Origin of the sequence: Salmonella sp. 741265050_HSA, assembly GCF_046569445.1 — a bacterium.
GTDB classification, from domain to species: domain Bacteria; phylum Pseudomonadota; class Gammaproteobacteria; order Enterobacterales; family Enterobacteriaceae; genus Salmonella; species Salmonella enterica.
In genome coordinates this window covers 468,803-494,033 of sequence record NZ_JBKFSV010000002.1, presented here as the reverse complement: position 1 = coordinate 494,033, position 25,231 = coordinate 468,803, and the positions used below count along the sequence as shown (strand labels likewise).

General features: G+C 55.3%; 17 protein-coding genes. All 17 read left to right on the top strand.

Annotation, left to right across the window (positions count from 1 at the left end; translation table 11 throughout):
• The first annotated feature begins 91 nt into the window (after positions 1-91).
• The 17 genes from ACLD4F_RS07940 to ACLD4F_RS07860 all read left to right on the top strand — a co-directional run bounded on the left by ACLD4F_RS07940 (position 92) and on the right by ACLD4F_RS07860 (position 25,198).
• Positions 92-5,026, top strand: a complete 4,935-nt coding sequence (locus tag ACLD4F_RS07940) for an alpha-2-macroglobulin family protein (protein ID WP_411010774.1) — start codon at positions 92-94, stop codon at positions 5,024-5,026.
• Positions 5,027-7,342 (top strand): peptidoglycan glycosyltransferase PbpC, encoded by a 2,316-nt coding sequence (gene pbpC / locus ACLD4F_RS07935; protein WP_411010773.1) that lies wholly within the window; start codon positions 5,027-5,029, stop codon positions 7,340-7,342.
• 155 nt (positions 7,343-7,497) lie between these two features.
• A complete protein-coding gene (locus ACLD4F_RS07930) occupies positions 7,498-9,876 on the top strand; it encodes a DMSO/selenate family reductase complex A subunit (protein WP_023260370.1) in 2,379 nt (792 codons plus the stop codon).
• Positions 9,873-10,502, top strand: a complete 630-nt coding sequence (locus tag ACLD4F_RS07925; protein ID WP_000077436.1) for a DMSO/selenate family reductase complex B subunit — start codon at positions 9,873-9,875, stop codon at positions 10,500-10,502. Before ACLD4F_RS07930 ends, ACLD4F_RS07925 begins: the two co-directional genes overlap by 4 nt.
• Complete coding sequence (locus ACLD4F_RS07920; protein WP_411010772.1) at positions 10,495-11,304, top strand: dimethyl sulfoxide reductase anchor subunit family protein; 810 nt, start codon at positions 10,495-10,497, stop codon at positions 11,302-11,304. The genes ACLD4F_RS07925 and ACLD4F_RS07920 overlap by 8 nt, the downstream gene beginning before the upstream one ends.
• Positions 11,304-12,167, top strand: a complete 864-nt coding sequence (locus tag ACLD4F_RS07915) for a 4Fe-4S binding protein (RefSeq protein WP_411010771.1) — start codon at positions 11,304-11,306, stop codon at positions 12,165-12,167. The genes ACLD4F_RS07920 and ACLD4F_RS07915 overlap by 1 nt, the downstream gene beginning before the upstream one ends.
• A gap of 120 nt (positions 12,168-12,287) precedes the next feature.
• Positions 12,288-12,719 carry a nucleoside-diphosphate kinase gene (gene ndk, locus ACLD4F_RS07910; RefSeq protein WP_000963846.1) on the top strand — a complete coding sequence of 144 codons (432 nt, stop codon included), beginning with the start codon at positions 12,288-12,290 and terminating at the stop codon, positions 12,717-12,719.
• A gap of 206 nt (positions 12,720-12,925) precedes the next feature.
• Complete coding sequence (locus ACLD4F_RS07905; RefSeq protein WP_000003206.1) at positions 12,926-14,092, top strand: bifunctional tRNA (adenosine(37)-C2)-methyltransferase TrmG/ribosomal RNA large subunit methyltransferase RlmN; 1,167 nt, start codon at positions 12,926-12,928, stop codon at positions 14,090-14,092.
• Positions 14,093-14,383: 291 nt separating this feature from the next.
• Positions 14,384-15,382 carry a cytoskeleton protein RodZ gene (gene rodZ / locus ACLD4F_RS07900; RefSeq protein WP_023254115.1) on the top strand — a complete coding sequence of 333 codons (999 nt, stop codon included), beginning with the start codon at positions 14,384-14,386 and terminating at the stop codon, positions 15,380-15,382.
• A 26-nt stretch (positions 15,383-15,408) separates the two neighbouring features.
• Positions 15,409-16,527, top strand: coding sequence for a flavodoxin-dependent (E)-4-hydroxy-3-methylbut-2-enyl-diphosphate synthase (gene ispG, locus ACLD4F_RS07895; RefSeq protein WP_000551832.1), 1,119 nt, complete (start codon positions 15,409-15,411; stop codon positions 16,525-16,527).
• A 110-nt stretch (positions 16,528-16,637) separates the two neighbouring features.
• Positions 16,638-17,912, top strand: a complete 1,275-nt coding sequence (gene hisS, locus ACLD4F_RS07890; protein ID WP_001107139.1) for a histidine--tRNA ligase — start codon at positions 16,638-16,640, stop codon at positions 17,910-17,912.
• A 13-nt stretch (positions 17,913-17,925) separates the two neighbouring features.
• Positions 17,926-18,546 carry a YfgM family protein gene (locus ACLD4F_RS07885; RefSeq protein ID WP_000409190.1) on the top strand — a complete coding sequence of 207 codons (621 nt, stop codon included), beginning with the start codon at positions 17,926-17,928 and terminating at the stop codon, positions 18,544-18,546.
• 10 nt (positions 18,547-18,556) lie between these two features.
• On the top strand, positions 18,557-19,735 hold the full coding sequence (bamB, locus tag ACLD4F_RS07880) for an outer membrane protein assembly factor BamB (RefSeq protein ID WP_001177072.1): 1,179 nt from the start codon (positions 18,557-18,559) through the stop codon (positions 19,733-19,735).
• A gap of 116 nt (positions 19,736-19,851) precedes the next feature.
• Positions 19,852-21,324, top strand: coding sequence for a ribosome biogenesis GTPase Der (gene der / locus ACLD4F_RS07875; protein WP_000249411.1), 1,473 nt, complete (start codon positions 19,852-19,854; stop codon positions 21,322-21,324).
• 87 nt (positions 21,325-21,411) lie between these two features.
• Positions 21,412-21,633, top strand: a complete 222-nt coding sequence (locus ACLD4F_RS07870; protein WP_024797651.1) for a zinc ribbon domain-containing protein — start codon at positions 21,412-21,414, stop codon at positions 21,631-21,633.
• A gap of 346 nt (positions 21,634-21,979) precedes the next feature.
• Positions 21,980-24,175 carry an intimin-like inverse autotransporter SinH gene (sinH, locus tag ACLD4F_RS07865; RefSeq protein WP_172497013.1) on the top strand — a complete coding sequence of 732 codons (2,196 nt, stop codon included), beginning with the start codon at positions 21,980-21,982 and terminating at the stop codon, positions 24,173-24,175.
• 57 nt (positions 24,176-24,232) lie between these two features.
• Entirely contained in the window at positions 24,233-25,198 is a 966-nt protein-coding gene (locus ACLD4F_RS07860; protein ID WP_411010770.1) for a SinI family autotransporter-associated protein, read from the top strand.
• Positions 25,199-25,231: the final 33 nt, after the last annotated feature.

The following is a 25,231-nucleotide window of genomic DNA, read 5'->3' as shown; positions in this document are numbered from 1 at the left end:
ATCACAGTAATACGGACTTACACAATAAAATTTCTCGCGCATAATATCTCATCAACCGTTGCTGACAGGCCGCTAAGGCCAGGGATGAAAGATGAAACATTTACGCGTGGTGGCCTGCATGATCATGCTGGCGCTGGCGGGATGCGATAACAACGATAAAACCGCCCCGACGACTAAAAGCGAAGCGCCAGCCGTAGCGCAGCCCTCGCCCGCGCAAGACCCGGCACAGCTACAAAAGCTGGCGCAGCAAAGCCAGGGTAAAGCGCTCACGCTATTAGACGCCTCCGAAGCGCAGCTCGACGGCGCGGCGACGCTGGTGCTGACGTTTTCAATTCCTTTAGATCCTGAACAGGATTTCTCCCGTGTGGTTCACGTGGTTGATAAGAAAAGCGGCAGCGTTGACGGCGCATGGGAGCTGGCGCCAAATTTAAAAGAGCTAAGGTTACGTCATCTGGAACCTGAACGCGTGCTGGTGGTCACGGTTGATCCCGCCGTTAAAGCGCTGAATAACGCCACCTTCGGCAAGTCTTATGAAAAAACGATTACCACGCGTGATGTCCAGCCCAGCGTCGGCTTTGCCAGCCGGGGATCGCTGCTACCGGGGAAAATAGCGGAAGGACTGCCGGTCATGGCGCTTAACGTCAACCATGTTGATGTGAACTTTTTCCGCGTTAAGCCCGGATCGCTGGCGTCATTTGTCAGCCAGTGGGAGTACCGTAGTTCTCTCTCTAACTGGGAGTCCGACAATCTGCTGAAAATGGCGGATCTGGTTTATACCGGTCGTTTTGATCTTAATCCGGCGCGCAATACGCGTGAGAAACTGCTGCTGCCATTAAGCGATATTAAGCCGCTGCAACAGGCGGGCGTATATGTGGCGGTAATGAATCAGGCTGGACACTACAACTATAGTAATGCCGCTACGTTGTTTACCCTTAGCGATATCGGCGTGTCCGCGCACCGTTACCATAATCGGCTGGATATCTTTACGCAAAGCCTGGAAAACGGCGCGGCGCAGTCGGGAATTGAGATTGTTCTTCTGAATGATAAAGGTCAGACGCTGGCGCAGGCGACGAGCGACGCGCAGGGACATGTGCAACTGGAAGCTGATAAAGCGGCGGCGCTATTACTGGCGCGTAAAGAGGAGCAGACCACGCTGCTCGATCTCACGCTTCCGGCTCTGGATCTGTCGGAATTTAATGTCGCTGGCGCGCCCGGCTACAGCAAGCAGTTCTTTATGTTCGGCCCGCGCGATCTCTACCGACCGGGCGAAACGGTTATCCTCAACGGATTACTGCGCGATAGCGACGGTAAAACGCTGCCCGATCAACCCGTTAAGCTGGAAGTGGTAAAACCAGACGGACAGGTGATGCGTACCGTCGTCAGCCAGCCGGAAAACGGGCTATACCGTTTGAATTATCCGCTGGATATCAACGCGCCGACCGGCTTGTGGCATGTCCGCGCCAACACCGGCGATAATTTGCTGCGGAGTTGGGATTTCCACGTGGAAGACTTTATGCCGGAGCGGATGGCGCTCAACCTGACGGCGCAAAAAACACCTCTGGCGCCTGCGGATGAGGTGAAATTCTCCGTTGTCGGCTATTACTTGTATGGCGCGCCTGCTAACGGCAATACCCTGCAAGGGCAACTTTTCCTGCGTCCGCTGCGCGACGCTGTCGCGGCCTTGCCTGGCTTCCAGTTCGGCAATATTGCTGAAGAGAATCTTTCGCGCAGCCTGGACGAAGTTCAACTGACGTTGGATAAAGGCGGACGTGGTGAAGTGAGTGCTGCCAGCCAGTGGCAAGAAGCGCATTCGCCGCTGCAGGTAATTCTACAGGCCAGCCTGCTGGAGTCTGGCGGTCGTCCGGTCACTCGTCGCGTAGAGCAGGCGATTTGGCCTGCCGATACGTTACCGGGAATTCGTCCACAGTTCGCCGCCAAAGCGGTATACGACTACCGTACGGATACCACCGTTAATCAACCGATTGTCGACGAAGACAGCAACGCCGCATTCGATATTGTTTACGCCAACGCGCAGGGCGAGAAAAAAGCGGTGTCTGGTTTACAGGTGCGGCTCATCCGCGAGCGTCGCGACTATTACTGGAACTGGTCGGAAAGCGAAGGCTGGCAGTCGCAGTTTGATCAAAAAGATCTGGTGGAGGGCGAGCAGACGCTGGATCTTAACGCGGATGAAACCGGAAAAGTCAGCTTCCCGGTGGAATGGGGCGCGTACCGTCTGGAGGTCAAAGCGCCGAATGAGACGGTCAGCAGCGTTCGTTTCTGGGCCGGCTATAGCTGGCAGGATAACAGCGACGGTAGCGGCGCGGCGCGTCCGGATCGCGTCACCCTCAAACTGGATAAAGCGAATTATCGTCCAGGCGACACCATTAAATTGCATATCGCCGCGCCGGTCGCCGGTAAAGGTTATGCCATGGTGGAGTCCAGCGACGGTCCGCTGTGGTGGCAGGCGATCGATGTGCCGGCACAAGGTCTGGAGCTCACGATTCCGGTGGATAAAACCTGGAATCGCCACGATCTCTATCTCAGTACGCTGGTGGTGCGTCCCGGCGATAAATCTCGTTCCGCGACGCCAAAACGCGCCGTGGGGTTACTACACCTACCGCTGGGGGATGAAAACCGTCGCCTCGATCTGGCGCTGGAAAGCCCGGCTAAAATGCGCCCGAATCAGCCGCTCACCGTCAGGGTGAAAGCCAGCGTTAAACACGGCGAAATGCCAAAACAGATCAACGTGCTGGTCTCCGCGGTCGATAGCGGCGTATTGAATATCACCGATTACGCGACGCCGGACCCGTGGCAGGCGTTCTTCGGTCAAAAACGCTACGGTGCGGATATCTACGATATTTACGGCCAGGTCATTGAAGGGCAGGGGCGGCTGGCGGCGTTGCGTTTTGGCGGCGATGGCGACGACCTTAAGCGCGGCGGAAAACCGCCGGTAAACCATGTCAATATCATCGCGCAGCAGGCGCAGCCGATCACGCTCAATGAGCAGGGCGAAGGGGTCGTAACGCTGCCGATTGGCGACTTTAACGGCGAACTGCGGGTTATGGCGCAGGCATGGACAGCGGACGATTTTGGTCGCAGCGAAAGCAAAGTCGTTGTCGCCGCGCCAGTGATTGCCGAGCTGAATATGCCGCGTTTTCTGGCGGGAGGGGATGTTTCGCGACTGGTGCTGGACGTCACCAATCTGACCGACCGCCCGCAGACGCTGAATATTGCGCTCGCCGCCAGTGGGTTACTGGAACTGCTTAGTCAACAGCCGCAACCGGTCAACCTGGCGCCGGGCGTGCGCACCACCTTATTCGTTCCGGTACGCGCGCTGGAAGGTTTTGGCGAAGGCGAAATCCAGGCGACCATTAGCGGTCTGAATCTGCCGGGAGAAACCCTCGGCGCGCAGCATAAGCAGTGGCAAATCGGCGTGCGTCCGGCCTGGCCTGCCCAAACGGTAAATAGCGGCATTGCGCTGGCGCCGGGAGAGAGCTGGCATGTACCAGAGCAGCATCTGGCAAACGTCTCGCCAGCCACGTTACAGGGACAACTGCTATTAAGCGGAAAACCGCCGCTCAATCTGGCGCGCTACATTCGCGAGCTGAAAGCATATCCGTACGGGTGCCTGGAACAAACCACCAGCGGGTTATTCCCGGCGCTGTATACCAATGCCGCTCAATTGCAGTCGCTCGGTATTACCGGCGATAGCGATGAAAAACGGCGCGCCGCGGTGGATATCGGCATCTCCCGCATACTACAGATGCAGCGTGATAACGGCGGTTTTGCGCTATGGGATGAAAATGGGGCGGAAGAGCCCTGGCTAACGGCCTACGCGATGGATTTCCTCATTCGCGCGGGCGAGCAGGGATATAGCGTCCCGCCGGAGGCCATTAACCGGGGCAATGAGCGACTGCTGCGCTATCTGCAGGATCCCGGCACGATGCTGATTCGTTATAGCGATAATACCCAGGCCAGTACTTTTGCCGCTCAGGCTTACGCCGCGCTGGTACTGGCGCGTCAGCAGAAAGCGCCGCTCGGCGCGCTGCGCGAAATCTGGGAGCGCCGTAGTCAGGCGGCTTCAGGACTGCCGCTGATGCAATTGGGCATCGCGTTAAACACGATGGGTGATGCCAGACGCGGCGAAGAGGCCATTACGCTGGCTCTGAATACGCCGCGTCAGGACGAACGGCAATGGATAGCGGATTACGGCAGTTCTCTGCGCGATAACGCTCTGATGTTGTCGTTACTGGAAGAGAACAACCTCAGACCGGACGCGCAAAACGCGCTATTAAGCTCGCTTTCTGAGCAGGCCTTCGGTCAGCGCTGGCTCTCTACCCAGGAGAACAATGCCTTGTTCCTCGCCGCGCATTCGCGACAGGCCAGCGCGGGCGCCTGGCAGGCGCAGACCTCGTTAGAGGCGCAGCCGCTGTCGGGCGACAAGGCGCTGACCCGTAATCTGGATGCTGACCAGTTGGCCGCCCTTGAGGTGACGAACACCGGTAGCCAGCCGCTATGGCTGCGTCTGGATAGCAGCGGCTATCCCTCATCTGCGCCTGAGCCTGCCAGCAACGTTTTGCAGATTGAACGACAAATACTGGGGACCGATGGTCAGCGCAAATCGCTGTCCTCGTTGCGTAGCGGCGAACTGGTGCTGGTCTGGTTAACGGTAGTGGCCGATCGCAATGTGCCGGATGCGCTGGTGGTGGACCTGCTCCCGGCCGGGCTGGAGCTGGAAAACCAGAATCTGGCTGACAGCAGCGCCAGCCTGCCGGAGAGCGGTAGCGAAGTGCAAAATCTGCTTAATCAGATGCAGCAGGCGGATATTCAGTATATGGAATTCCGCGACGATCGGTTTGTGGCTGCCGTCGTTGTCAATGAGGGCCAGCCCGTGACGCTGGTCTACCTGGCGCGCGCGGTAACGCCGGGGACGTACCAGCTTGCGCAACCGCAGGTGGAATCGATGTACGCGCCTCAGTGGCGGGCAACCGGCGCGAGCGAGGGGCTGCTGATTGTGACGCCTTAAATGAACGGTTGGCGTGGTAAACGTGGCCGCTGGCTGTGGCTGGCGGGCGCGCCGCTTTTTATTTTCCTGGCGTTATGGGCGGCGGATAAACTCTGGCCGCTGCCGCTCAATGAGGTCTATCCTGCGCGGGTCGTGGTAGCCCATGACGGTACGCCGCTGTGGCGCTTTGCCGACGCCGGGGGGATCTGGCGTTATCCGGTGACGATTGAAGAGGTCTCTCCCCGTTACCTGGAGGCCCTAATCAATTACGAAGATCGCTGGTTCTGGCAGCACCCTGGCGTTAACCCTTTCTCCGTCGCGCGCGCGGCATGGCAGGATCTTACCGCCGGGCGCGTTATTTCCGGCGGCAGTACGCTGACTATGCAGGTGGCGAGACTGCTGGACCCGCATTCGCGCACGTTCGGCGGTAAAATCCGCCAGCTTTGGCGTGCCCTCCAGCTTGAATGGCATTTGTCCAAGCGCGATATCCTGACGCTGTACCTGAACCGCGCGCCGTTCGGCGGCACGCTACAGGGTATTGGCGCTGCAAGCTGGGCCTACTTCGGCAAGCCGCCCGCGCGCCTGAGCTACGCTGACGCGGCGCTGCTGGCCGTATTGCCGCAGGCGCCGAGCCGGTTACGCCCCGACCGCTGGCCTGCGAGAGCCGAAGCGGCACGAAATAAAGTGCTGGATCGGATGGCGGCGCAGGGCGTCTGGCCTGCCGAAACGGTACGCGAGTCGCGTGAAGAGCCGGTCTGGCTGGCGCCGCGTCAAATGCCGCAACTGGCGCCGCTTTTTGCCCGAATGATGTTGAGTAAAAGCCAGAACGACAAAATTGTGACCACGCTGGACGCCGGATTGCAGCGGCAACTGGAAGATCTGGCGCGGGCATGGAAAGGGCGGCTGCCTGCACGCAGTTCGTTGGCGATGATCGTTGTCGATCATACCGATATGAGCGTGCGCGGCTGGGTCGGATCGGTAGACCTTAATGACGACAGCCGTTTTGGTCATGTCGACATGGTAACGGCGATCCGATCGCCGGGATCGGTACTCAAACCCTTTGTGTATGGTCTGGCGCTGGATGACGGCTTGATCCATCCCGCATCATTATTACAGGACGTTCCGCGCCGCACCGGAGATTACCGCCCGGGAAACTTCGACAGCGGATTTCACGGCCCGGTCAGCATGAGCGACGCGCTGGTACGCTCGCTGAATCTGCCTGCCGTTCAGGTACTTGAAGCCTATGGGCCGAAACGATTTGCGGCAAAACTGCGTAACGTCGGCCTGCCGCTATATTTGCCTGCTGGCGCGGCGCCCAATCTTTCGCTGATTCTGGGCGGCGCGGGCGCGCGGCTTGACGAGATGGCGGCGGCATACAGCGCGTTCGCTCGTCATGGGAAAGCGGCGAAACTACGGTTACAGCCGGACGATCCGCTGTCGGAAAGACCATTAATGTCGCCGGGAGCGGCGTGGATCATTCGACGGATTATGGCGGATGAAGCGCAACCCTTGCCGGATAACGCGCTGCCGCGCATTGTGCCGTTGGCGTGGAAAACCGGCACCAGCTACGGCTATCGCGATGCGTGGGCTATTGGCGTTAACGCGCGCTATATCATCGGCATCTGGACAGGCAGACCCGACGGCACGCCTGTGGTGGGGCAATTTGGTTTTGCCAGCGCGGTGCCATTGCTTAATCAGGTCAATAATCTGTTACTGGCGCATACGGGACGCCTGCCGGAAGATCCGCGTCCGCAGGCGGTAAGCCGCGGCGTCATTTGCTGGCCGGGCGGACAGACTCTGCCTGCCGGAGACAGCAACTGTCGCCGCCGACTGGCGACATGGCTGCTCGATGACAGCCAGCCGCCCACGCTGCTGTTACCTGAGCAGGAAGACATCAACGGTATTCGTTTCCCGGTCTGGCTGGATGATACGGGGCGGCGTGTCGCTGCCGACTGTCCGCAGGCGCGTGCGCATACGTTTATCGTCTGGCCGCGGCCGCTGGAGCCGTGGCTGCCGCCTGCGGAAAGACGTAGCGCTCGCTTGCCCGCGGCGTCCGACCACTGTCCGCCGCTACAGGGCAATGATGCCGCGCCGTTAATGCTGTCAGGAGTGAGGGATGGCGCGGTGATCAGGCAATTGCCAGGCCAGGAAAACGTCACGCTGCCCGTCTCGACTACCGGCGGCAAAGGGCGTCGCTGGTGGTTTTTAAATGGCGAACCTGTTAATGGTGAAAATAATCGCCTTTCTTTATTACTCAATATCGCTGGACGTTATCAACTTGTCGTAATGGATGAGTCCGGTCAGGTTGCAGCGGTTAATTTTGAATTAATACGTTAACAACTCTTCAGAATAAATTATGAATTTCATTTAATTTAAAGTTAATGAGAATTATTAATTTTTCCGGAATTACCCTTAATGAGGGAGCTTGATAAATATCAAGAGATCTAACACTTAAAAACGTGAGAATGGGTTTTTATTTGACGAGTCGGATCATGAAAAATATAAAAAGCCAGGGAAATGGCGAACAGCCCGCTATTTCTCGCCGCCACTTTATCCAGGCCAGCTCCGCGCTTATTGCGTTACCCTTTGTCTCCTCGCCAGCTACCGCTCAGGCGCGCGCTGTGACGGCAACTGAAAACAGGCCTGCGGAAAAAGTCGTTCAGACATGCAGCACTTTTGACTGCGGGGGCAAATGCGATATTCGGGCGCATGTTAGTGACGGTATCGTGACGCGAATTTCAACGCGACCGGATAATGCGCTGGATGCGCAAATGCCGGTGATGCGTGCCTGTGTTCGTGGACGCGCATACCGTAAATTTGTTTATCATCCTGACAGACTTAAATATCCCATGAAGCGCGTAGGAAAACGCGGTGAAGGAAAGTTCGAGCGAATTTCCTGGGATGAAGCGACAACCTTAATCGCCGATAATTTAAAATCGATTACTGAAAAATATGGCCCGGCTTCGCGTTATGTTCATGTTGGTACCGCCGTTTCCGGCGGCACCTTTTCCGGCGATAAAATGGCGCGTCGCCTGTTGAATCTGACCGGCGGCTATCTCGAAAGCTACCATTCTGTGAGTATGGGCAACACGGCGGCCGCGACGCCTTATACTTACGGCATTGCCGCCAGCGGCAGTTCGCTGGATACGCTTTTGGAGACCAAACTGGTGATTCTGTGGGGCCATAACCCGACGGAGACCATTTTTGGCCATACCAACTATTTCTTGCAGAAGATGAAGCAGAACGGTACGCGGTTTATCGTGGTCGATCCGCGCTATTCCGACACCGTTTCGTCGCTGGCGGATCAGTGGATCCCGCTGCTGCCCACCACCGACAATGCGCTGATGGACGCGATGATGTACGTCATCATCAGCGAGAATCTGCACGATCGCGCATTTATTGCGCGCTACGCTATCGGTTTTGATGAAGACTCAATGCCGGAAGGCGTACCGGCTAACGAATCGCTGGTGGCATATCTGACCGGCGCCAAAGACGGTGTCGTTAAGTCTCCCGAGTGGGCGGAAAAGATCACCCATGTGCCGGCGCAAACCATTCGCCAGTTAGCGCGTGATTACGCGAATACCAAACCCGCCGCGTTGATTCAGGGGTGGGGACCACAGCGCCACAACTGCGGCGAGCGCACCGCGCGCGGCTCGACCCTACTGGCGACCATTACCGGTAATGTCGGCATCAAAGGCGGTTGGGCTGCGGGTTACGGCGGCTGCGCTAACCGTAAATTCGCCGCGGGTCCGGAGATGCCGGATAACCCGGTAAAAGCCAAAATTTCGGTGATGAACTGGGTGCAGGCCGCAGACGACGCCAGCAAAGTGACGCCGGATATTGGGCTGAAAGATGCCGATAAGCTGGACAGTAACATCCGTATTCTGTTCTCGCTGGCCGGAAACTATCTGGCGAATCAGAACCCCGATCTGCACCAGGCGGTACGCGTACTGGAGGATGAATCAAAGATCCAGTTTATTGTCGCCAGCGATCTGTTTATGACGCCGAGCGCGAAATACGCTGATCTACTGCTGCCGGAAACCAGCTTCATGGAACGCTGGAACATCGGTGAAACCTGGGGCACGGCAAGCTACCTGATACTCTCTGAAAAACTGATTGAGCCTGAATTTGAGCGTCGCTCCGACTACGACTGGCTACGTGAGGTGGCGGCGAAATTAGGCATTGAGAATGAATTTAGCCAGGGGCGCGATGAGAAAGCGTGGATTGAACACATCTGGGAACAGACGCGCCTGGCGATGCCGGACGAAAATCTACCGGATTTCGCCACGCTGCAAAAGACCCGTCAGCATCTGTTCAAAAGCGCGCCATTTATCGCCTTTGAAGACAATATTCGCGATCCGGAAAATCATCCGTTCCCGACGCCGTCAGGGAAAATAGAGATCTTCTCGAAGCGCCTGTACGACATGCAGCATCCGGAAATCCCGGCGTTATCGCACTACGTTCCTGCGCATGAAGGCCCGGAGGATGCGCTGGCGAAAGATTTTCCGCTCCAGTTAATTACGTGGAAAGGAAAAAACCGCGCCAACTCAACGCAATACGCTAACCCGTGGCTGATTGAAGTGCAGCAGCAGACATTGTGGATCAACCCGCAGGATGCGCAAAAGCGCGGCATTACGCATGGCGACATGGTGCGTATTCATAACTCACGCGGGATTTGCGAAATCCCGGCGGAAGTGACGCCGCGCATTATTCCCGGCGTTGTCGCAATGCAGGCTGGCGCCTGGTGGCAGCCGGATGAAAACGGCGTTGATAAAGGCGGCTGTGCGAACGTCCTCAGCTCGGCCCGTATTACCGCGCTGGCGAAGGGAAATTCACATCAAACCATGCTGGTGGAGGTGGCTAAAGCATGAGTCAGTTTACACATTACCCGCCGGTGAGCGATAAACAACTGGGGTTTTTCATCGACTCCTCACGCTGCTCCGGTTGTAAAGCCTGCCAGGTGGCCTGCAAAGACAAAAACAATCTGGAAGTAGGCCGTCGTTTCCGCCGCGTCTATGAAGTCAAGGGCGGAAGTTTCATCCCGACCGGGCAGGGCGGGGTCAGCAATAACGTATTTGCTTATACGCTTTCCATTTCCTGCAACCACTGTGCGGACCCTGTCTGCACTAAAAATTGCCCGACTACCGCTATGCATAAACGCCCGGGCGACGGCATCGTGCGCGTTGATACCGACAAATGCGTCGGCTGTGGCTATTGCGCCTGGTCCTGCCCTTACGGCGCGCCGCAGCTTAACGAGCAGACCGGCCAAATGTCCAAGTGCGACATGTGCGTTGATTTACTGGCGAAAGGTGAACCGCCCGTCTGTGTTGCGACCTGTCCGCTGGAGGCCATCAAGTTTGGCCCGATTGATGAACTGCGCGCGAAGTACGGTAGCGTATGCGACGTTAACGGGCTGCCAGACTCATCCATAACCAAACCTAATCTGGTTGTCAAAGCGCATCAGGGCGCAGAAAAAGAGGGTAAACGCCATGCATGAGTTACCGCTGCTGATTTTTACGCTCTGTTTGCAAGGGGCTGTGGGTGTGACTCTGTGGCTGGCGTTGGGCCGCCAGTACGCCGTAGAGGGACGCGTGCCTGCACGCGGCGCGCTTCCCGCGATGGCGGGGGCGTTTGTACTGGCCTGCGTAGGGCTGCTTGCTTCAGCGCTGCACATGGGCTATCCCCTGAATGCGCTAAATGCGTTACGTCATGTCGCCAGTTCGTGGCTGAGTCGCGAAATCGTCTTTGCCAGCCTTTATCTGGCGGCGCTGGGGCTAGGGGTTGTGCTGCTGTTTTTCCGAAAGCCAGGCTGGCAGCCGCTACTGGCGCTGGCGGCAGCGTTCGGGCTGGTGGATGTATTCTGCATGGCGCAGGTTTATATCCATGCCTCGGTGGCGACCTGGCAGCATAGCAACACGCTGGCGCTGTTTTTTGGCACGTCAGGCATTATCGGCTCGGTAGTCATTGCGCTGGCTTATCTGCGCAACGCTGGCGCCGCAATGCGCTGCGCTGTGGTGGTGGTCGCACTGATGGTGCTGATTCGCCTGATCATGCAGCCGCTATGGCTGGCGGATATTAATGCGGTGGATACGACGGTCGTCACTTTCCCGCATCATCCGCTACAGGCGCTGGCGCAGTTGCGCGACATCTATCTTCTCGGCTGGTGTGTCTCAGCGGCGGGAATGCTCTGCTTTGCCGCAGGCGGTCTGCGAAACGCCAGAGGGACGCTGGTGGCGGGCAGCGTATTGCTGCTTATCGGCGAGATTATGCTGCGCTACGTCTTCTTTAGTATTGGCTGATGGTTAACCTGACGATCGATCCGGCGGTAGACGTGACGCAGGCTTGCGTCCGTCGTCGCTTTCGTTTTTCTTCCTGCCGCGCTTGCGCCGATGTTTGTCCGGCGCAGGCGTTTTCGCTGGCGCAGGGGCAGGTCAGCATAGATACGACGCGCTGCATAGCCTGTGGCGACTGTCTGTTTGTCTGTCCTGTTGACGCCATTACCGGTATCAAACCGGTTAAACGCTTTGTGCAGGGGGATACGTTGGTGGGGCCGTTTTCGCTACAGGCGCCAACGGTCGATGAACTGCTTCTCTGGCACAGCCAGTATGGTATTCGCTTTATTGATATTGCGGTGGAGCGATCGGCGCAGTGGCTGATGGCGCTGGCGAGGCTAAATTTAGCGCTGCGCCGCTACGGCGAGCCGGGCTGGTCTTTCAAACACGTTGTCGGCGCGGAGATTAACGCCTCGCGGCGCACTCTGTTTCATGTTCCGCGCGACGCCATTACCCCGTGCGCCGTCGAGCCGGGGAAACGGCGTCTCAGACAGGCGTTTTCCGCGTTCAGCGAATGCGTACCCGAAATCAGTCCGCAAGAGTGCAGGATGTGCGGCGCCTGCTGGCGAAGCTGCCCGGAAAACGTTATCCAGTTTGACGACAATACCCTGACGATAGTGGCGGCGCGTTGTACGGGATGCGGCGGCTGTGCGGCGGTATGTCCGCATCAGGCGCTGCGGCTGCGGTTTGACGTGGAACCCGCCTTAACGCGGCATAGTGCGGTGCATACGCTCATCTGCGAAAGCTGCAAACGTACTTTCCATGCTCTCACGCCTGAACACACGCACTGCGTGCTGTGTCAGTCCCCTGAGTTTGCTGTGCGCCTTTAACTTTTGTTGCTAATGCTCATTTTATTTTAAAAAAATGTTACCTGCATCCATAGGCAATTGATGGGATGCTCTTTATAATCCGCGCCTGACATAACAACAGAACATATTTCAGAGGTAAACATGGCTATTGAACGGACTTTTTCCATCATTAAACCCAACGCGGTGGCAAAAAACGTTATTGGCAGCATCTTTGCGCGCTTTGAAGCTGCAGGGTTCAAAATTGTTGGCACTAAAATGCTGCACCTGACCGTTGAGCAGGCGCGCGGCTTCTATGCTGAGCACGACGGCAAGCCGTTCTTTGACGGTCTGGTGGAGTTCATGACCTCTGGCCCTATCGTGGTATCCGTGCTGGAAAGCGAAAATGCGGTGCAGCGTCACCGCGATCTGCTTGGCGCCACCAATCCGGCGAACGCGTTGGCGGGTACGCTGCGTGCCGACTACGCTGATAGCTTAACTGAAAACGGCACCCACGGTTCGGATTCGCTGGAATCCGCGCAGCGCGAAATCGCCTTTTTCTTCGGTGAAGGCGAAGTGTGCCCGCGCACCCGTTAATCTCCTTCGTCTTTCACGCTGTAAATGCGTTGGCGATAAATTATCGGTTCAAATATTATTTTTGCTAATGCCGCGTGCAGACGTGGCATCCTTACGCCAGAATTTGTACAATGCAGCGCCCCCGGACGAGCAGTAAGCTTACCGGGGCGTTTCTTTTTTCAACCCTCCAGGGGCCATAACGTGTAATAACGAGGCCGGAATAGCATATGTCTGAACAAATTGTCACACCTGAAAGCAGTACCCCGGTAGTTCTTAACAACGAAACGAAAATCAACCTGCTGGATCTCAACCGTCAGCAGATGCGCGAGTTTTTTAAAAACTTAGGTGAAAAGCCTTTCCGCGCCGATCAGGTGATGAAATGGATGTATCACTATTGCTGCGATAATTTTGATGAGATGACCGACATCAACAAAGTGTTGCGCGGCAAATTAAAAGAGGTCGCGGAAATCCGCGCGCCGGAGGTCGTTGAAGAGCAGCGTTCCTCAGACGGCACCATTAAGTGGGCGATTGCTGTCGGCGATCAGCGCGTTGAAACGGTCTACATCCCGGAGGACGACCGCGCTACGCTGTGTGTCTCTTCACAGGTAGGATGCGCGCTGGAGTGCAAGTTTTGTTCAACTGCGCAGCAGGGCTTTAACCGCAACCTGCGCGTATCGGAAATTATCGGTCAGGTCTGGCGTGCGGCGAAAATCGTCGGCGCGGCCAAAGTCACCGGCCAGCGTCCGATCACCAATGTGGTCATGATGGGGATGGGCGAGCCATTGCTTAACCTGACCAATGTCGTACCGGCAATGGAAATTATGCTCGATGACTTTGGTTTCGGCCTGTCCAAACGCCGCGTCACGCTCTCAACGTCCGGCGTGGTGCCTGCTCTGGATAAACTGGGCGATATGATAGATGTCGCGCTGGCTATCTCCTTACATGCGCCGAATGACACTATTCGCGACGAAATCGTCCCGATCAACAAAAAATACAATATCGAAACGTTCCTGGGCGCGGTTCGCCGCTATCTGGAGAAATCCAACGCCAATCAGGGGCGCGTGACGATTGAATACGTAATGCTTGACCACGTTAACGACGGCACTGAACACGCGCATCAACTGGCGGAGCTACTAAAAGAGACGCCTTGTAAGATTAATCTGATTCCGTGGAACCCGTTCCCTGGCGCGCCGTATGGCCGCAGCTCTAACAGCCGTATCGATCGCTTTTCTAAAGTTTTGATGAGTTATGGTTTCACGACCATCGTACGCAAGACGCGTGGCGATGACATTGATGCGGCATGCGGACAGTTGGCAGGCGATGTGATTGACCGTACTAAACGTACTCTGCGTAAGCGTATGCAGGGAGAGGTGATTGACATCAAGGCTATTTGATAGCAGTTGCGCCACGGGGCATTCATTATACCGTGGCGCAATGTCAGTTGAATAATGTCTGGCGTTGTACTTGTCTGGTCAATAATAACGGTGCGTTTTTGTCGACTTTAAGGCAGTATGTAATGGTGCAACAAGAGTTTAGCCTTGTGTCTTAGCGGTTTTGTCATCTGCGGCCTGACAGGCTTATACTGTCTGACTAAGGTTAACTAACCTGATGTTTCGCGGTGTGGGCGGGCATTACGGCTCGTCGGCGCCTGAATCCTAATTTACACGTACCTGTAGCTGTAGCGAATGAATACTGAAGCCACGCACGACCAAAATGAAGCACAAACCACCGGCGTTCGTCTGCGCAATGCCCGTGAACAACTCGGACTCAGCCAGCAGGCTGTCGCTGAGCGACTTTGCCTGAAGGTTTCTACGGTACGCGATATTGAAGAAGATAAGGCGCCGTCCGATCTTGCTTCAACCTTCCTGCGCGGATATATCCGCTCATATGCGCGTCTGGTGCATGTTCCAGAAGAGGAACTGCTGCCGGGGCTGGAAAAGCAGGCCCCGCTGCGCGCAGCCAAAGTCGCTCCGATGCAGAGTTTCTCATTAGGAAAGCGTCGCAAAAAACGCGACGGCTGGTTAATGTCTTTTACCTGGCTGGTACTGTTTGTGGTCGTAGGGCTGACCGGCGCCTGGTGGTGGCAGAACCATAAGGCGCAGCAGGAAGAGATCACGACAATGGCCGATCAAAGCACGGCTGAACTGAACGCAGATAAAGACAGCGGCCAAAGCGTACCGCTGGACACCCGTGACGCGACAAGTCAGGATACGACGCCAGCGCAAACGGCTCCGGCTCCTGCGACGCCGGTTGATTCGACAGCGGCGACGCAAACGCCAGCGTCAACGGCAACGCAAAATACGGTAGTCGCGCCTTCGCAGGCGAATGTCGATACGGCTGCGACATCTGCCGCGCCAGCGGCAACGGAAACGCCGTCCGCGCTGCCGACCAGTCAGGCTGGCGTAGCGGCGCCTGCTGCCGATCCGAACGCGCTGGTGATGAATTTTACCGCTGACTGCTGGCTCGAAGTCACTGACGCCACGGGTAAGAAGCTGTTTAGCGGTATGCAGCGTAAAGATGGTAATTTAAACCTAACAGGCCAGGCGCCTTATAAACTTAAAATTGGCGCGCCGGCCGCGGTGCAGATCCAGTATCAAGGAAAACCTGTCGATCTGAGCCGCTTTATCAGAACTAATCAGGTTGCGCGTCTGACCCTTAATGCCGAACCGACACCGGCGCAGTAACAGACGGGTAACGCGGGAGATTTTTCATGCATAACCAGGCTCCGATTCAACGTAGAAAATCGACACGTATTTACGTTGGTAATGTGCCGATTGGCGATGGCGCCCCCATCACCGTCCAGTCGATGACTAACACGCGTACCACTGACGTGGAAGCGACGGTTAATCAGATCAAAGCGCTGGAACGCGTTGGCGCAGATATTGTTCGTGTTTCTGTACCGACCATGGACGCCGCCGAAGCGTTCAAGCTTATCAAACAGCAGGTTAACGTCCCGCTGGTTGCCGATATTCACTTCGACTACCGCATTGCGCTGAAGGTGGCGGAATACGGCGTTGACTGCTTGCGTATCAACCCCGGCAATATCGGTAACGAAGAACGCATTCGCATGGTGGTGGACTGCGCGCGCGACAAAAACATCCCTATTCGTATCGGCGTAAATGCCGGATCGCTGGAAAAAGATCTGCAGGAAAAATACGGTGAGCCGACGCCGCAGGCGCTGCTGGAATCAGCCATGCGCCATGTCGATCATCTCGATCGTCTCAACTTTGATCAGTTCAAAGTGAGCGTAAAAGCGTCCGATGTATTCCTTGCCGTTGAGTCTTATCGTTTGTTGGCTAAACAGATCGATCAGCCGCTGCATCTGGGGATCACCGAAGCGGGCGGCGCGCGTAGCGGGGCGGTTAAGTCGGCGATCGGTTTAGGTCTGCTGTTATCGGAAGGTATCGGCGACACGCTGCGCGTATCGTTGGCGGCCGACCCGGTGGAAGAGATCAAAGTCGGTTTCGATATTCTGAAGTCGCTGCGCATTCGCGCGCGCGGCATCAATTTCATCGCTTGCCCGACCTGTTCTCGCCAGGAGTTCGACGTTATCGGCACGGTGAACGCGCTGGAGCAGCGTCTGGAAGATATCATCACCCCGATGGACGTCTCGATCATCGGTTGCGTAGTGAACGGGCCGGGCGAAGCGCTGGTATCGACGCTGGGCGTGACGGGCGGCAATAAGAAAAGCGGCCTGTATGAAGACGGCGTGCGTAAGGACAGACTCGATAACGACGATATGATCGCGCAGCTTGAATCCCGTATTCGCGCGAAAGCAAGTCAACTTGATGAAGCGCGTCGGATTGACGTGCTGCAGGTTGAAAAATAAGAACGTGATGGGAAGCGGCGCGCTTCCCGTGTATGATTGAACCCGCATGGCTCCCGGTTCGTTCGGGGAAGCGCTGAGGGTTCATTTTTATATTCAGAAAGAGAATAAACGTGGCAAAAAACATTCAAGCCATTCGCGGCATGAACGATTATCTGCCTGGCGAAACCGCCATCTGGCAGCGCATTGAAGGCACACTCAAAAACGTGCTCGGCAGCTACGGTTACAGTGAAATCCGCTTGCCGATTGTAGAGCAGACCCCGTTATTCAAACGCGCGATCGGTGAAGTTACTGACGTGGTTGAAAAAGAGATGTACACCTTTGAGGATCGCAACGGCGATAGCCTGACATTGCGCCCTGAAGGTACGGCGGGCTGTGTACGCGCCGGCATCGAACATGGTCTCCTGTACAATCAGGAACAGCGTTTGTGGTATATCGGCCCGATGTTCCGTCATGAGCGTCCGCAAAAAGGCCGCTACCGTCAGTTCCATCAGCTAGGCGCCGAAGTCTTCGGCTTACAAGGCCCGGATATTGACGCGGAGCTGATTATGCTGACTGCACGCTGGTGGCGCGCGCTGGGCATCGCTGACCACGTTAGCCTGGAGCTGAACTCTATTGGTTCATTAGAGGCGCGTGCGAACTATCGCGATGCGCTGGTCGCGTTCCTCGAACAGCATCAAGAGACGCTGGACGAAGACTGCAAACGCCGTATGTATACCAATCCGCTGCGCGTGCTGGATTCAAAAAATCCGGACGTGCAGGCGCTGCTCAACGACGCGCCCGCTCTCGGCGACTATCTCGATGACGATTCACGCGAGCACTTTGCCGGCCTGTGTAAATTGCTGGACGCGGCGGGGATTGCCTACACCGTCAACCAGCGTCTGGTACGCGGTCTGGATTACTACAACCGCACCGTATTTGAATGGGTAACAAACAGTCTGGGGTCACAAGGCACCGTCTGTGCGGGTGGTCGTTATGACGGTCTGGTGGAACAACTGGGCGGTCGCGCTACCCCGGCAGTGGGCTTTGCGATGGGCCTGGAACGACTTGTTTTGTTAGTTCAGGCAGTTAATCCGGAATTTATTGCCTCTCCTGTTGTCGATATATACCTGGTAGCTGCCGGCGCACAAACGCAGTCTGCGGCAATGACGCTGGCGGAGCGGCTGCGCGATGAAATGCCAGGCGTGAAGCTAATGACAAACCACGGCGGCGGCAACTTTAAGAAACAGTTTGCCCGCGCCGATAAGTGGGGCGCCCGTATTGCACTGGTTCTTGGCGAATCTGAAGTCGCCGATGGGACTGTTGTAGTGAAGGATTTGCGCTCCGGTGAGCAAACGGCAGTGGCGCAGGACAGCGTCGCCGCGCATTTGCGCACTTTATTGGGCTAAGGAGAAGGACAGCGTGGAAATTTACGAGAACGAACACGACCAGGTGGATGCGATTAAACGCTTCTTTGCCGAAAACGGCAAAGCGCTGGCTGTCGGAGTGATTTTAGGGGTTGGCGCGCTGGTTGGCTGGCGTTACTGGAGCAGCCATCAGACGGAGTCCGCGCGTGCTGCTTCTCTGGCGTATCAAAATGCGGTGACGGCGGTAAGCGCCGATAAGCCGGATAGCATTCCCGCCGCAGAAAAATTCGCGGCTGAGAATAAAAATACCTATGGTGCGCTGGCGTCTATGGAACTGGCGCAGCAGTTTGTGGATAAGAATGAACTTAAAAAAGCCGAAGCCCAGTTGCAGCAGGGGTTGGCGGCCACCAGCGATGAAAATCTCAAAGCGGTGATTAATCTGCGTCTCGCTCGCGTTCAGTTACAGCTTAAGCAAGCTGATGCCGCGCTGAAAACTCTGGATGCCGTTAAAGGCGAAGGATGGACGGCCATTGTCGCTGATTTGCGCGGCGAAGCGTTGCTGAGTAAGGGTGATAAAAAAGGCGCGCGCAGCGCATGGGAAGCGGGCGTCAATAGCGATGCTTCTCCGGCGTTGAGCGAAATGATGCAGATGAAAATCAATAATTTGTCCATCTGAGAGGGACCCGATGCAATTGCGTAAATTACTTCTGCCAGGGTTGCTTTCCGTTACCCTGCTCAGCGGCTGTTCACTGTTTAGCGGCGAAGAAGATGTCGTCAAGATGTCTCCATTACCGCAGGTTGAAAACCAGTTTACCCCGACCACTGTCTGGAGTACCTCTGTCGGTAACGGAATTGGCGAATTTTATTCTAACCTTCATCCGGTAATGGCAGATAACGTGGTCTATGCAGCCGATCGCGCGGGCGTGGTAAAAGCGCTCAATGCGGATGATGGCAAAGAGATCTGGTCTGTGAATCTGGGCGAAAAAGACGGCTGGTTCTCTCGTTCGTCCGCGCTGTTGTCCGGCGGCGTCACGGTCGCGGGCGGTCACGTCTATATCGGCAGTGAAAAGGCCGAGGTTTATGCGCTGAATACCAGCGACGGCACTACAGCATGGCAGACGAAGGTCGCAGGCGAAGCGTTGTCTCGCCCGGTTGTCAGTGATGGAATCGTCCTTATCCATACCAGCAACGGTCAGTTGCAGGCGCTAAATCAGGCGGATGGCGCCATTAAATGGACGGTGAACCTGGATATGCCTTCGCTGTCGCTGCGCGGGGAATCTGCGCCGGCAACCGCGTTCGGCGCGGCTATCGTTGGTGGTGATAATGGTCGCGTCAGCGCCGTGTTGATGCAACAAGGCCAGATGATTTGGCAACAGCGTATCTCCCAGGCCACTGGCCCAACGGAAATTGACCGTCTGAGCGACGTTGATACCACGCCGGTTGTGGTAAACGGCGTTGTTTACGCGTTGGCGTATAATGGTAACTTAACGGCGCTGGATCTGCGCAGTGGTCAGATTATGTGGAAACGCGAGCTGGGTTCGGTCAATGACTTTATCGTCGACGGCGACCGTATCTACCTGGTCGATCAGAACGATCGCGTGCTGGCGCTGACCACTGACGGCGGCGTAACGCTGTGGACGCAAAGCGATCTGCTGCACCGTTTGCTGACCTCCCCGGTGCTGTATAATGGTGATTTAGTCGTCGGCGATAGCGAAGGTTATCTGCACTGGATTAATGTTGATGACGGGCGTTTTGTGGCCCAACAAAAAGTAGACAGTTCCGGTTTTCTGACCGAACCGACGGTGGCGGATGGTAAACTGCTTATCCAGGCCAAAGACGGTACGGTCTACGCAATTACGCGTTAATCGTCACGGTTGTGCGTTTTAAAAAACGGCTCCTGGTGTAGGGGCCGTTTTCCTGTTTTTAACAATGGCGCAAAATGCGCGCGTTGTCTGATGATTTTTTTAATGAGGCTTTAAACATGGTACCTGTGGTCGCGCTTGTCGGGCGCCCTAACGTCGGAAAATCCACGCTATTTAACCGTCTGACCCGCACCCGAGATGCGCTGGTTGCGGATTTCCCGGGTCTGACTCGTGACCGTAAGTACGGTCGTGCGGAAGTTGAAGGCCGCGAGTTTATCTGTATCGACACCGGTGGTATTGACGGCACTGAAGATGGCGTCGAAACGCGGATGGCGGAACAGTCGCTGCTGGCGATTGAAGAAGCGGATGTGGTGTTATTCATGGTAGATGCGCGCGCTGGCCTGATGCCGGCGGATGAAGCGATTGCCAAACATCTGCGTTCCCGTGAAAAACCGACCTTCCTGGTGGCGAATAAAACGGATGGTCTCGATCCCGATCAGGCGGTTGTCGATTTTTACTCGCTGGGATTAGGCGAAATTTACCCTATCGCCGCCTCACATGGTCGCGGCGTATTGAGCCTGCTGGAACATGTGCTTCTGCCGTGGATGGATGATGTCGCGCCGCAGGAAGAGGTGGATGAAGACGCGGAATACTGGGCGCAGTTCGAGGCGGAACAAAATGGCGAAGAAGCGCCGGAAGATGATTTTGACCCGCAAAGCCTGCCGATAAAGCTGGCGATTGTTGGTCGCCCGAACGTAGGTAAGTCCACACTCACTAACCGTATTCTCGGCGAAGAGCGCGTGGTGGTATACGACATGCCAGGCACTACTCGCGACAGCATTTATATCCCGATGGAACGCGACGAACGGGAATATGTGCTGATTGACACGGCGGGGGTGCGTAAGCGCGGAAAAATCACCGATGCGGTAGAAAAGTTCTCGGTGATTAAAACGTTGCAGGCGATTGAAGACGCTAACGTCGTACTGTTGGTCATCGATGCGCGCGAGGGGATCTCCGACCAGGATTTGTCTCTGCTGGGCTTTATCCTCAATAGTGGGCGCTCACTCGTTATCGTAGTCAACAAATGGGATGGCCTGAGCCAGGAAGTCAAAGAGCAGGTGAAAGAGACGCTGGATTTCCGTCTGGGCTTTATTGATTTTGCCCGCGTTCATTTTATCTCTGCGTTACACGGCAGCGGCGTCGGCAACCTGTTTGAGTCCGTACGCGAGGCTTACGACAGTTCCACTCGCCGGGTGAGCACTGCGATGCTGACCCGTATCATGACGATGGCGGTTGAAGATCATCAGCCGCCGCTGGTGCGCGGTCGTCGTGTAAAACTGAAATATGCCCACGCTGGCGGCTATAATCCGCCGATTGTGGTCATTCACGGCAACCAGGTAAAAGATCTGCCAGACTCCTATAAGCGCTATCTGATGAACTACTTCCGCAAGTCGTTGGAAGTGATGGGAACGCCGATTCGCATTCAGTTTAAAGAAGGGGAGAACCCGTATGCGAACAAGCGTAACACACTGACGCCAACGCAAATGCGCAAACGTAAGCGTCTGATGAAACATATCAAGAAAAGCAAGTAATGTTTTTTCAGTAATATTCCAGGCCTGACAAGCTCGCGCTATCAGGCCTTTCGAGTAAAAGTGAGTCACGCGCCTGAGGAGAATGTTATGGAAATAACCTGCCCCGTTTGCCATCACGCGCTGGAGCGCAATGGCGATACTGCGCATTGCGAGACATGCGCTAAAGATTTCTCGTTACAGGCAATTTGTCCTGACTGCCGCCAGCCGTTACAGGTTTTGAAAGCTTGCGGCGCAATGGACTATTTTTGCCAGAACGGTCACGGTTTAATTTCAAAAAAACGGGTTAATTTCGTCATTTCCGATCAATAAAACCGCTGTCGACGTTGCGCCGCAGAGCAGAGGCGCCGACGTCTTATCCGGCTAAAGGCAAAATAGTTATTCGATACTCCCGTAATATCAGCATAGTATTCTGCCCGGCGGCTATTTAATTCTTTTTATTTATTCAACTATTTATAGGGAATATTATTCCCTAAAATTAATATTATAAATAAATAGCAGCTTTCTTTTTTATTTATTATATCAATATTATTAGTCTGTTTCATATTAAACATTTCTTTTTAGGAATATATTTAGGCCTGTTGGTTATGATTCCGTGTGAATCATCCATATAATATCGTTTTATAGAGGCGTATTTATTTAACGACAGGGATATCATATGGTGCGAAGGATTCGCATTCTGGTTCTGCTATTAGTGTCTGGAGTATCAGTAGCGGCTTCCGGCGCAGATAACCCTGTATCTGCAAATAATGATGAAAGCCACTCCTCCCTGCCTGATTTAGCCAGCGAATCCGCGAAAAAAGAAGAACAGGAAAATAAAGGAAAGACCTTTAAAGAACGGGGCGCTGACTACTTTATTAATTCCGCCACCCAGGGCTTTGATAATCTCACCCCGCAAGCGTTGGAATCCCAGGCGCGCGGTTATATTCAAGGGCAAGTCACGTCTTCTGCGCAATCCTATCTCGAAGGTATGCTTTCGCCTTATGGTAAAGTTCGTACCAGTTTATCTATTGGCGAAGGCGGCGATCTGGACGGCAGTTCGCTGGATTATTTTATTCCCTGGTATGATAACCAGAGCACGCTTTTCTTTAGCCAGATTTCGGCTCAGCGTAAGGAAGACCGCACCATTGGTAACGTTGGGCTTGGCGTTCGCCAGAACGTCGGCAACTGGCTGCTTGGCGGCAACGCATTCTATGACTACGATTTTACGCGCGGTCACCGTCGATTAGGCCTGGGAACCGAAGCCTGGACGGATTACCTGAAATTCTCCGGCAACTATTACCATCCTCTTTCTGACTGGAAAGATTCCAAAGATTTCGACTTTTATGAAGAACGACCCGCGCGCGGCTGGGATATCCGCATGGAAAGCTGGCTGCCGTTTTATCCGCAGCTTGGCGCTAAATTAGTTTATGAACAGTACTACGGCGATGAAGTGGCGCTGTTTGGCACCGATAACCTGCAAAAAGATCCTCATGCCGTTACCGTCGGACTAAATTACACGCCGGTACCGCTGGTCACGGTTGGTACGGATTACAAAGCCGGTACTGGCGATAGTAACGATTTTAGCGTTAACGCGACCGTGAACTATCAGATAGGCACGCCGCTGGCGGCGCAGCTCGATCCGGAAAACGTTAAAATTCAGCACTCCTTAATGGGCAGCCGCACCGATTTTGTCGATCGTAACAATTTCATCGTTCTCGAATATCGCGAGAAAGATCCGCTGGACGTCACGTTGTGGCTGAAGGCCGACGCCACCAACGAACACCCGGAATGCGTGATTGAAGATACGCCTGAGGCCGCGGTGGGTCTGGAAAAATGCAAATGGACTGTCAACGCGCTGATTAACCACCATTACAAAATTATTTCTGCTTCCTGGCAGGCGAAAAACAACGCCGCCCGTACGCTGGTGATGCCGGTGGTGAAAGCGGATGCGTTAACCGAAGGTAACAACAACCGCTGGAATCTGGTGCTTCCTGCCTGGGTTAACGCCGATACCGAAGAGCAGCGCACCGCGTTGAACACCTGGAAAGTACGCATGACGCTGGAAGACGAAAAGGGCAATAAGCAGAATTCCGGCGTGGTGGAAATCACCGTCCAGCAGGATCGCAAAATTGAGCTGATCGTCGACAACATTGCCGATACCGATCGCAGCGATCACAGCCATGAAGCCAGCGCGCTGGCTGATGGCGAAGACGGCGTGGTGATGGATCTGCTGATCACCGATTCCTTTGGCGACTCCACGGATCGCAATGGTAACGAACTGGTGGACGATGCCATGACGCCCGTGTTGTACGACAGCAATGATAAAAAAGTCACCCTGGCCCAGACGCCCTGCACCACGGAAACCCCCTGCGTGTTTATTGCCAGCCGTGATAAAGAAGCGGGGACGGTGACGCTTTCCAGCACCCTGCCGGGCACTTTCCGCTGGAAGGCGAAAGCAGACGCCTATGGTGACAGTAACTACGTTGACGTCACTTTTATCGGCGACGACCTGAGCGCGCTGAATGCGGTGATTTATCAGGTCAAAGCCGCCAACCCTGTCAACCTTATCGGCAAAGAAGATAAGCACCCTACGGTCAATAATGCTTACCGTTTCCTGCTGTGGCGCGACAAGAATAAAGACGGCGTATTCCAGATGTCCGAGCAGCTCACGGAAGAAGAGATGGCGCTGTACGACTACCAGTGGGAGTTTACCGGGCAGAGTACAAACGGACATACCGGCGCGCTGGCCAACACCATGAATGAAGATCTTGTCCTGCCAGTAACCAATAAAGAGGCGGCGCAGAAGTTTGCCGCCAATGAGGAAGATGGCGTTCAGGGTTACGGCATACGCGTTACGTATAGCCAGAAATAGCGTCAGCGTTATGGCTGACCAGCCAGCCGCTGAATTTTGAGAAAAAGGAGAGTCTGAATGCAAGCAACAGTAAAACGGCGGCTGACGAAGGTCGCTTTAGCATTAGTAGTTGCCGGGTATTGCGCCGCGCCAGCGGTGGCGGCAAACGGTAATCTGAAATCGGGGCAGTGGCAGATTGTCTCTGAACAGACGGGCACCATTCAGGGTACGGTGCCGTGGATTACCCGTGCGGCGGATAAAACCGCGGATACCGACAAAGATCACGTAACGGTAACTATCGATCGCGGCGCTCGTACCGTTGTGACCGAAGGCGATAAGCAGTTCCACGTTGGCGATAAGGTCACGGTGAACTGGGCGATTGGCGATACGGAAGGCGACCTGGATACCGACAACGCCGCCACGAAACTGACGGTACAGTGGATGAGATACAGCGACCAGAATGGTAGCAATCCCGAAGAGATTGGCACCAAAGGTAGCGATACCTATGAAATTCAGGCGGGTGACGCCGACCACTATATCGGTATCAAAATCACGCCAACCACCACCACCGGTGATCCTGCCGTGGCAACCGAACTGCTGTTGAAAGACCTGTCGACCGATGCGGGCGGTGGTGCGGATGGTGACGATATTCCGGAAGGTCCGGTGGTGGATGAAAACGTCCATGTGGTTATTCATGAGAAAGATTCGAATACCAACCTGTTGAAGAATACAGGGACGAAACTCAAAACGAATACCACCTATCAGGTATTGCTGTGGAGCGATAAGAACGGCAACGGCACCTATGATGCCGGTGAAAACGTTACCGACCAGTATGACTACCGTTGGAAATTCGTTGGCACCAGCGCAATTGCAGGTACTGGTACCGGCGGTATCGTTAACGAAAGCTGGAACGATAAAGACCTTGTCATCCCGCTTACCAACGCCGAAGCGAAAACGGCGTTCGAGGGCGCGGAAGGCGGCGTTACCGTGGGTAGCGACGGTGTCCAGGGCTTTGCTTTGTCCATCGACTACAAACGCAAATAAGTTGTCCTCAACATACCACTCCCTGCGGGGAGT

What these genes read in the sequence shown, in the direction of transcription:
- ACLD4F_RS07940 (WP_411010774.1), top strand. Translation starts at nt 92, where the DNA reads ATGAAACATTTACGCGTGGTGGCCTGCATGATCATGCTGGCGCTGGCG.
- ACLD4F_RS07860 (WP_411010770.1), top strand. Translation starts at nt 24,233, where the DNA reads ATGCAAGCAACAGTAAAACGGCGGCTGACGAAGGTCGCTTTAGCATTA.
- ACLD4F_RS07925 (WP_000077436.1), top strand. Translation starts at nt 9,873, where the DNA reads ATGAGTCAGTTTACACATTACCCGCCGGTGAGCGATAAACAACTGGGG.
- ACLD4F_RS07915 (WP_411010771.1), top strand. Translation starts at nt 11,304, where the DNA reads ATGGTTAACCTGACGATCGATCCGGCGGTAGACGTGACGCAGGCTTGC.
- ispG (WP_000551832.1), top strand. Translation starts at nt 15,409, where the DNA reads ATGCATAACCAGGCTCCGATTCAACGTAGAAAATCGACACGTATTTAC.
- pbpC (WP_411010773.1), top strand. Translation starts at nt 5,027, where the DNA reads ATGAACGGTTGGCGTGGTAAACGTGGCCGCTGGCTGTGGCTGGCGGGC.
- bamB (WP_001177072.1), top strand. Translation starts at nt 18,557, where the DNA reads ATGCAATTGCGTAAATTACTTCTGCCAGGGTTGCTTTCCGTTACCCTG.
- ACLD4F_RS07870 (WP_024797651.1), top strand. Translation starts at nt 21,412, where the DNA reads ATGGAAATAACCTGCCCCGTTTGCCATCACGCGCTGGAGCGCAATGGC.
- ACLD4F_RS07920 (WP_411010772.1), top strand. Translation starts at nt 10,495, where the DNA reads ATGCATGAGTTACCGCTGCTGATTTTTACGCTCTGTTTGCAAGGGGCT.
- ACLD4F_RS07905 (WP_000003206.1), top strand. Translation starts at nt 12,926, where the DNA reads ATGTCTGAACAAATTGTCACACCTGAAAGCAGTACCCCGGTAGTTCTT.
- ACLD4F_RS07930 (WP_023260370.1), top strand. Translation starts at nt 7,498, where the DNA reads ATGAAAAATATAAAAAGCCAGGGAAATGGCGAACAGCCCGCTATTTCT.
- ndk (WP_000963846.1), top strand. Translation starts at nt 12,288, where the DNA reads ATGGCTATTGAACGGACTTTTTCCATCATTAAACCCAACGCGGTGGCA.
- rodZ (WP_023254115.1), top strand. Translation starts at nt 14,384, where the DNA reads ATGAATACTGAAGCCACGCACGACCAAAATGAAGCACAAACCACCGGC.
- sinH (WP_172497013.1), top strand. Translation starts at nt 21,980, where the DNA reads ATGGTGCGAAGGATTCGCATTCTGGTTCTGCTATTAGTGTCTGGAGTA.
- der (WP_000249411.1), top strand. Translation starts at nt 19,852, where the DNA reads ATGGTACCTGTGGTCGCGCTTGTCGGGCGCCCTAACGTCGGAAAATCC.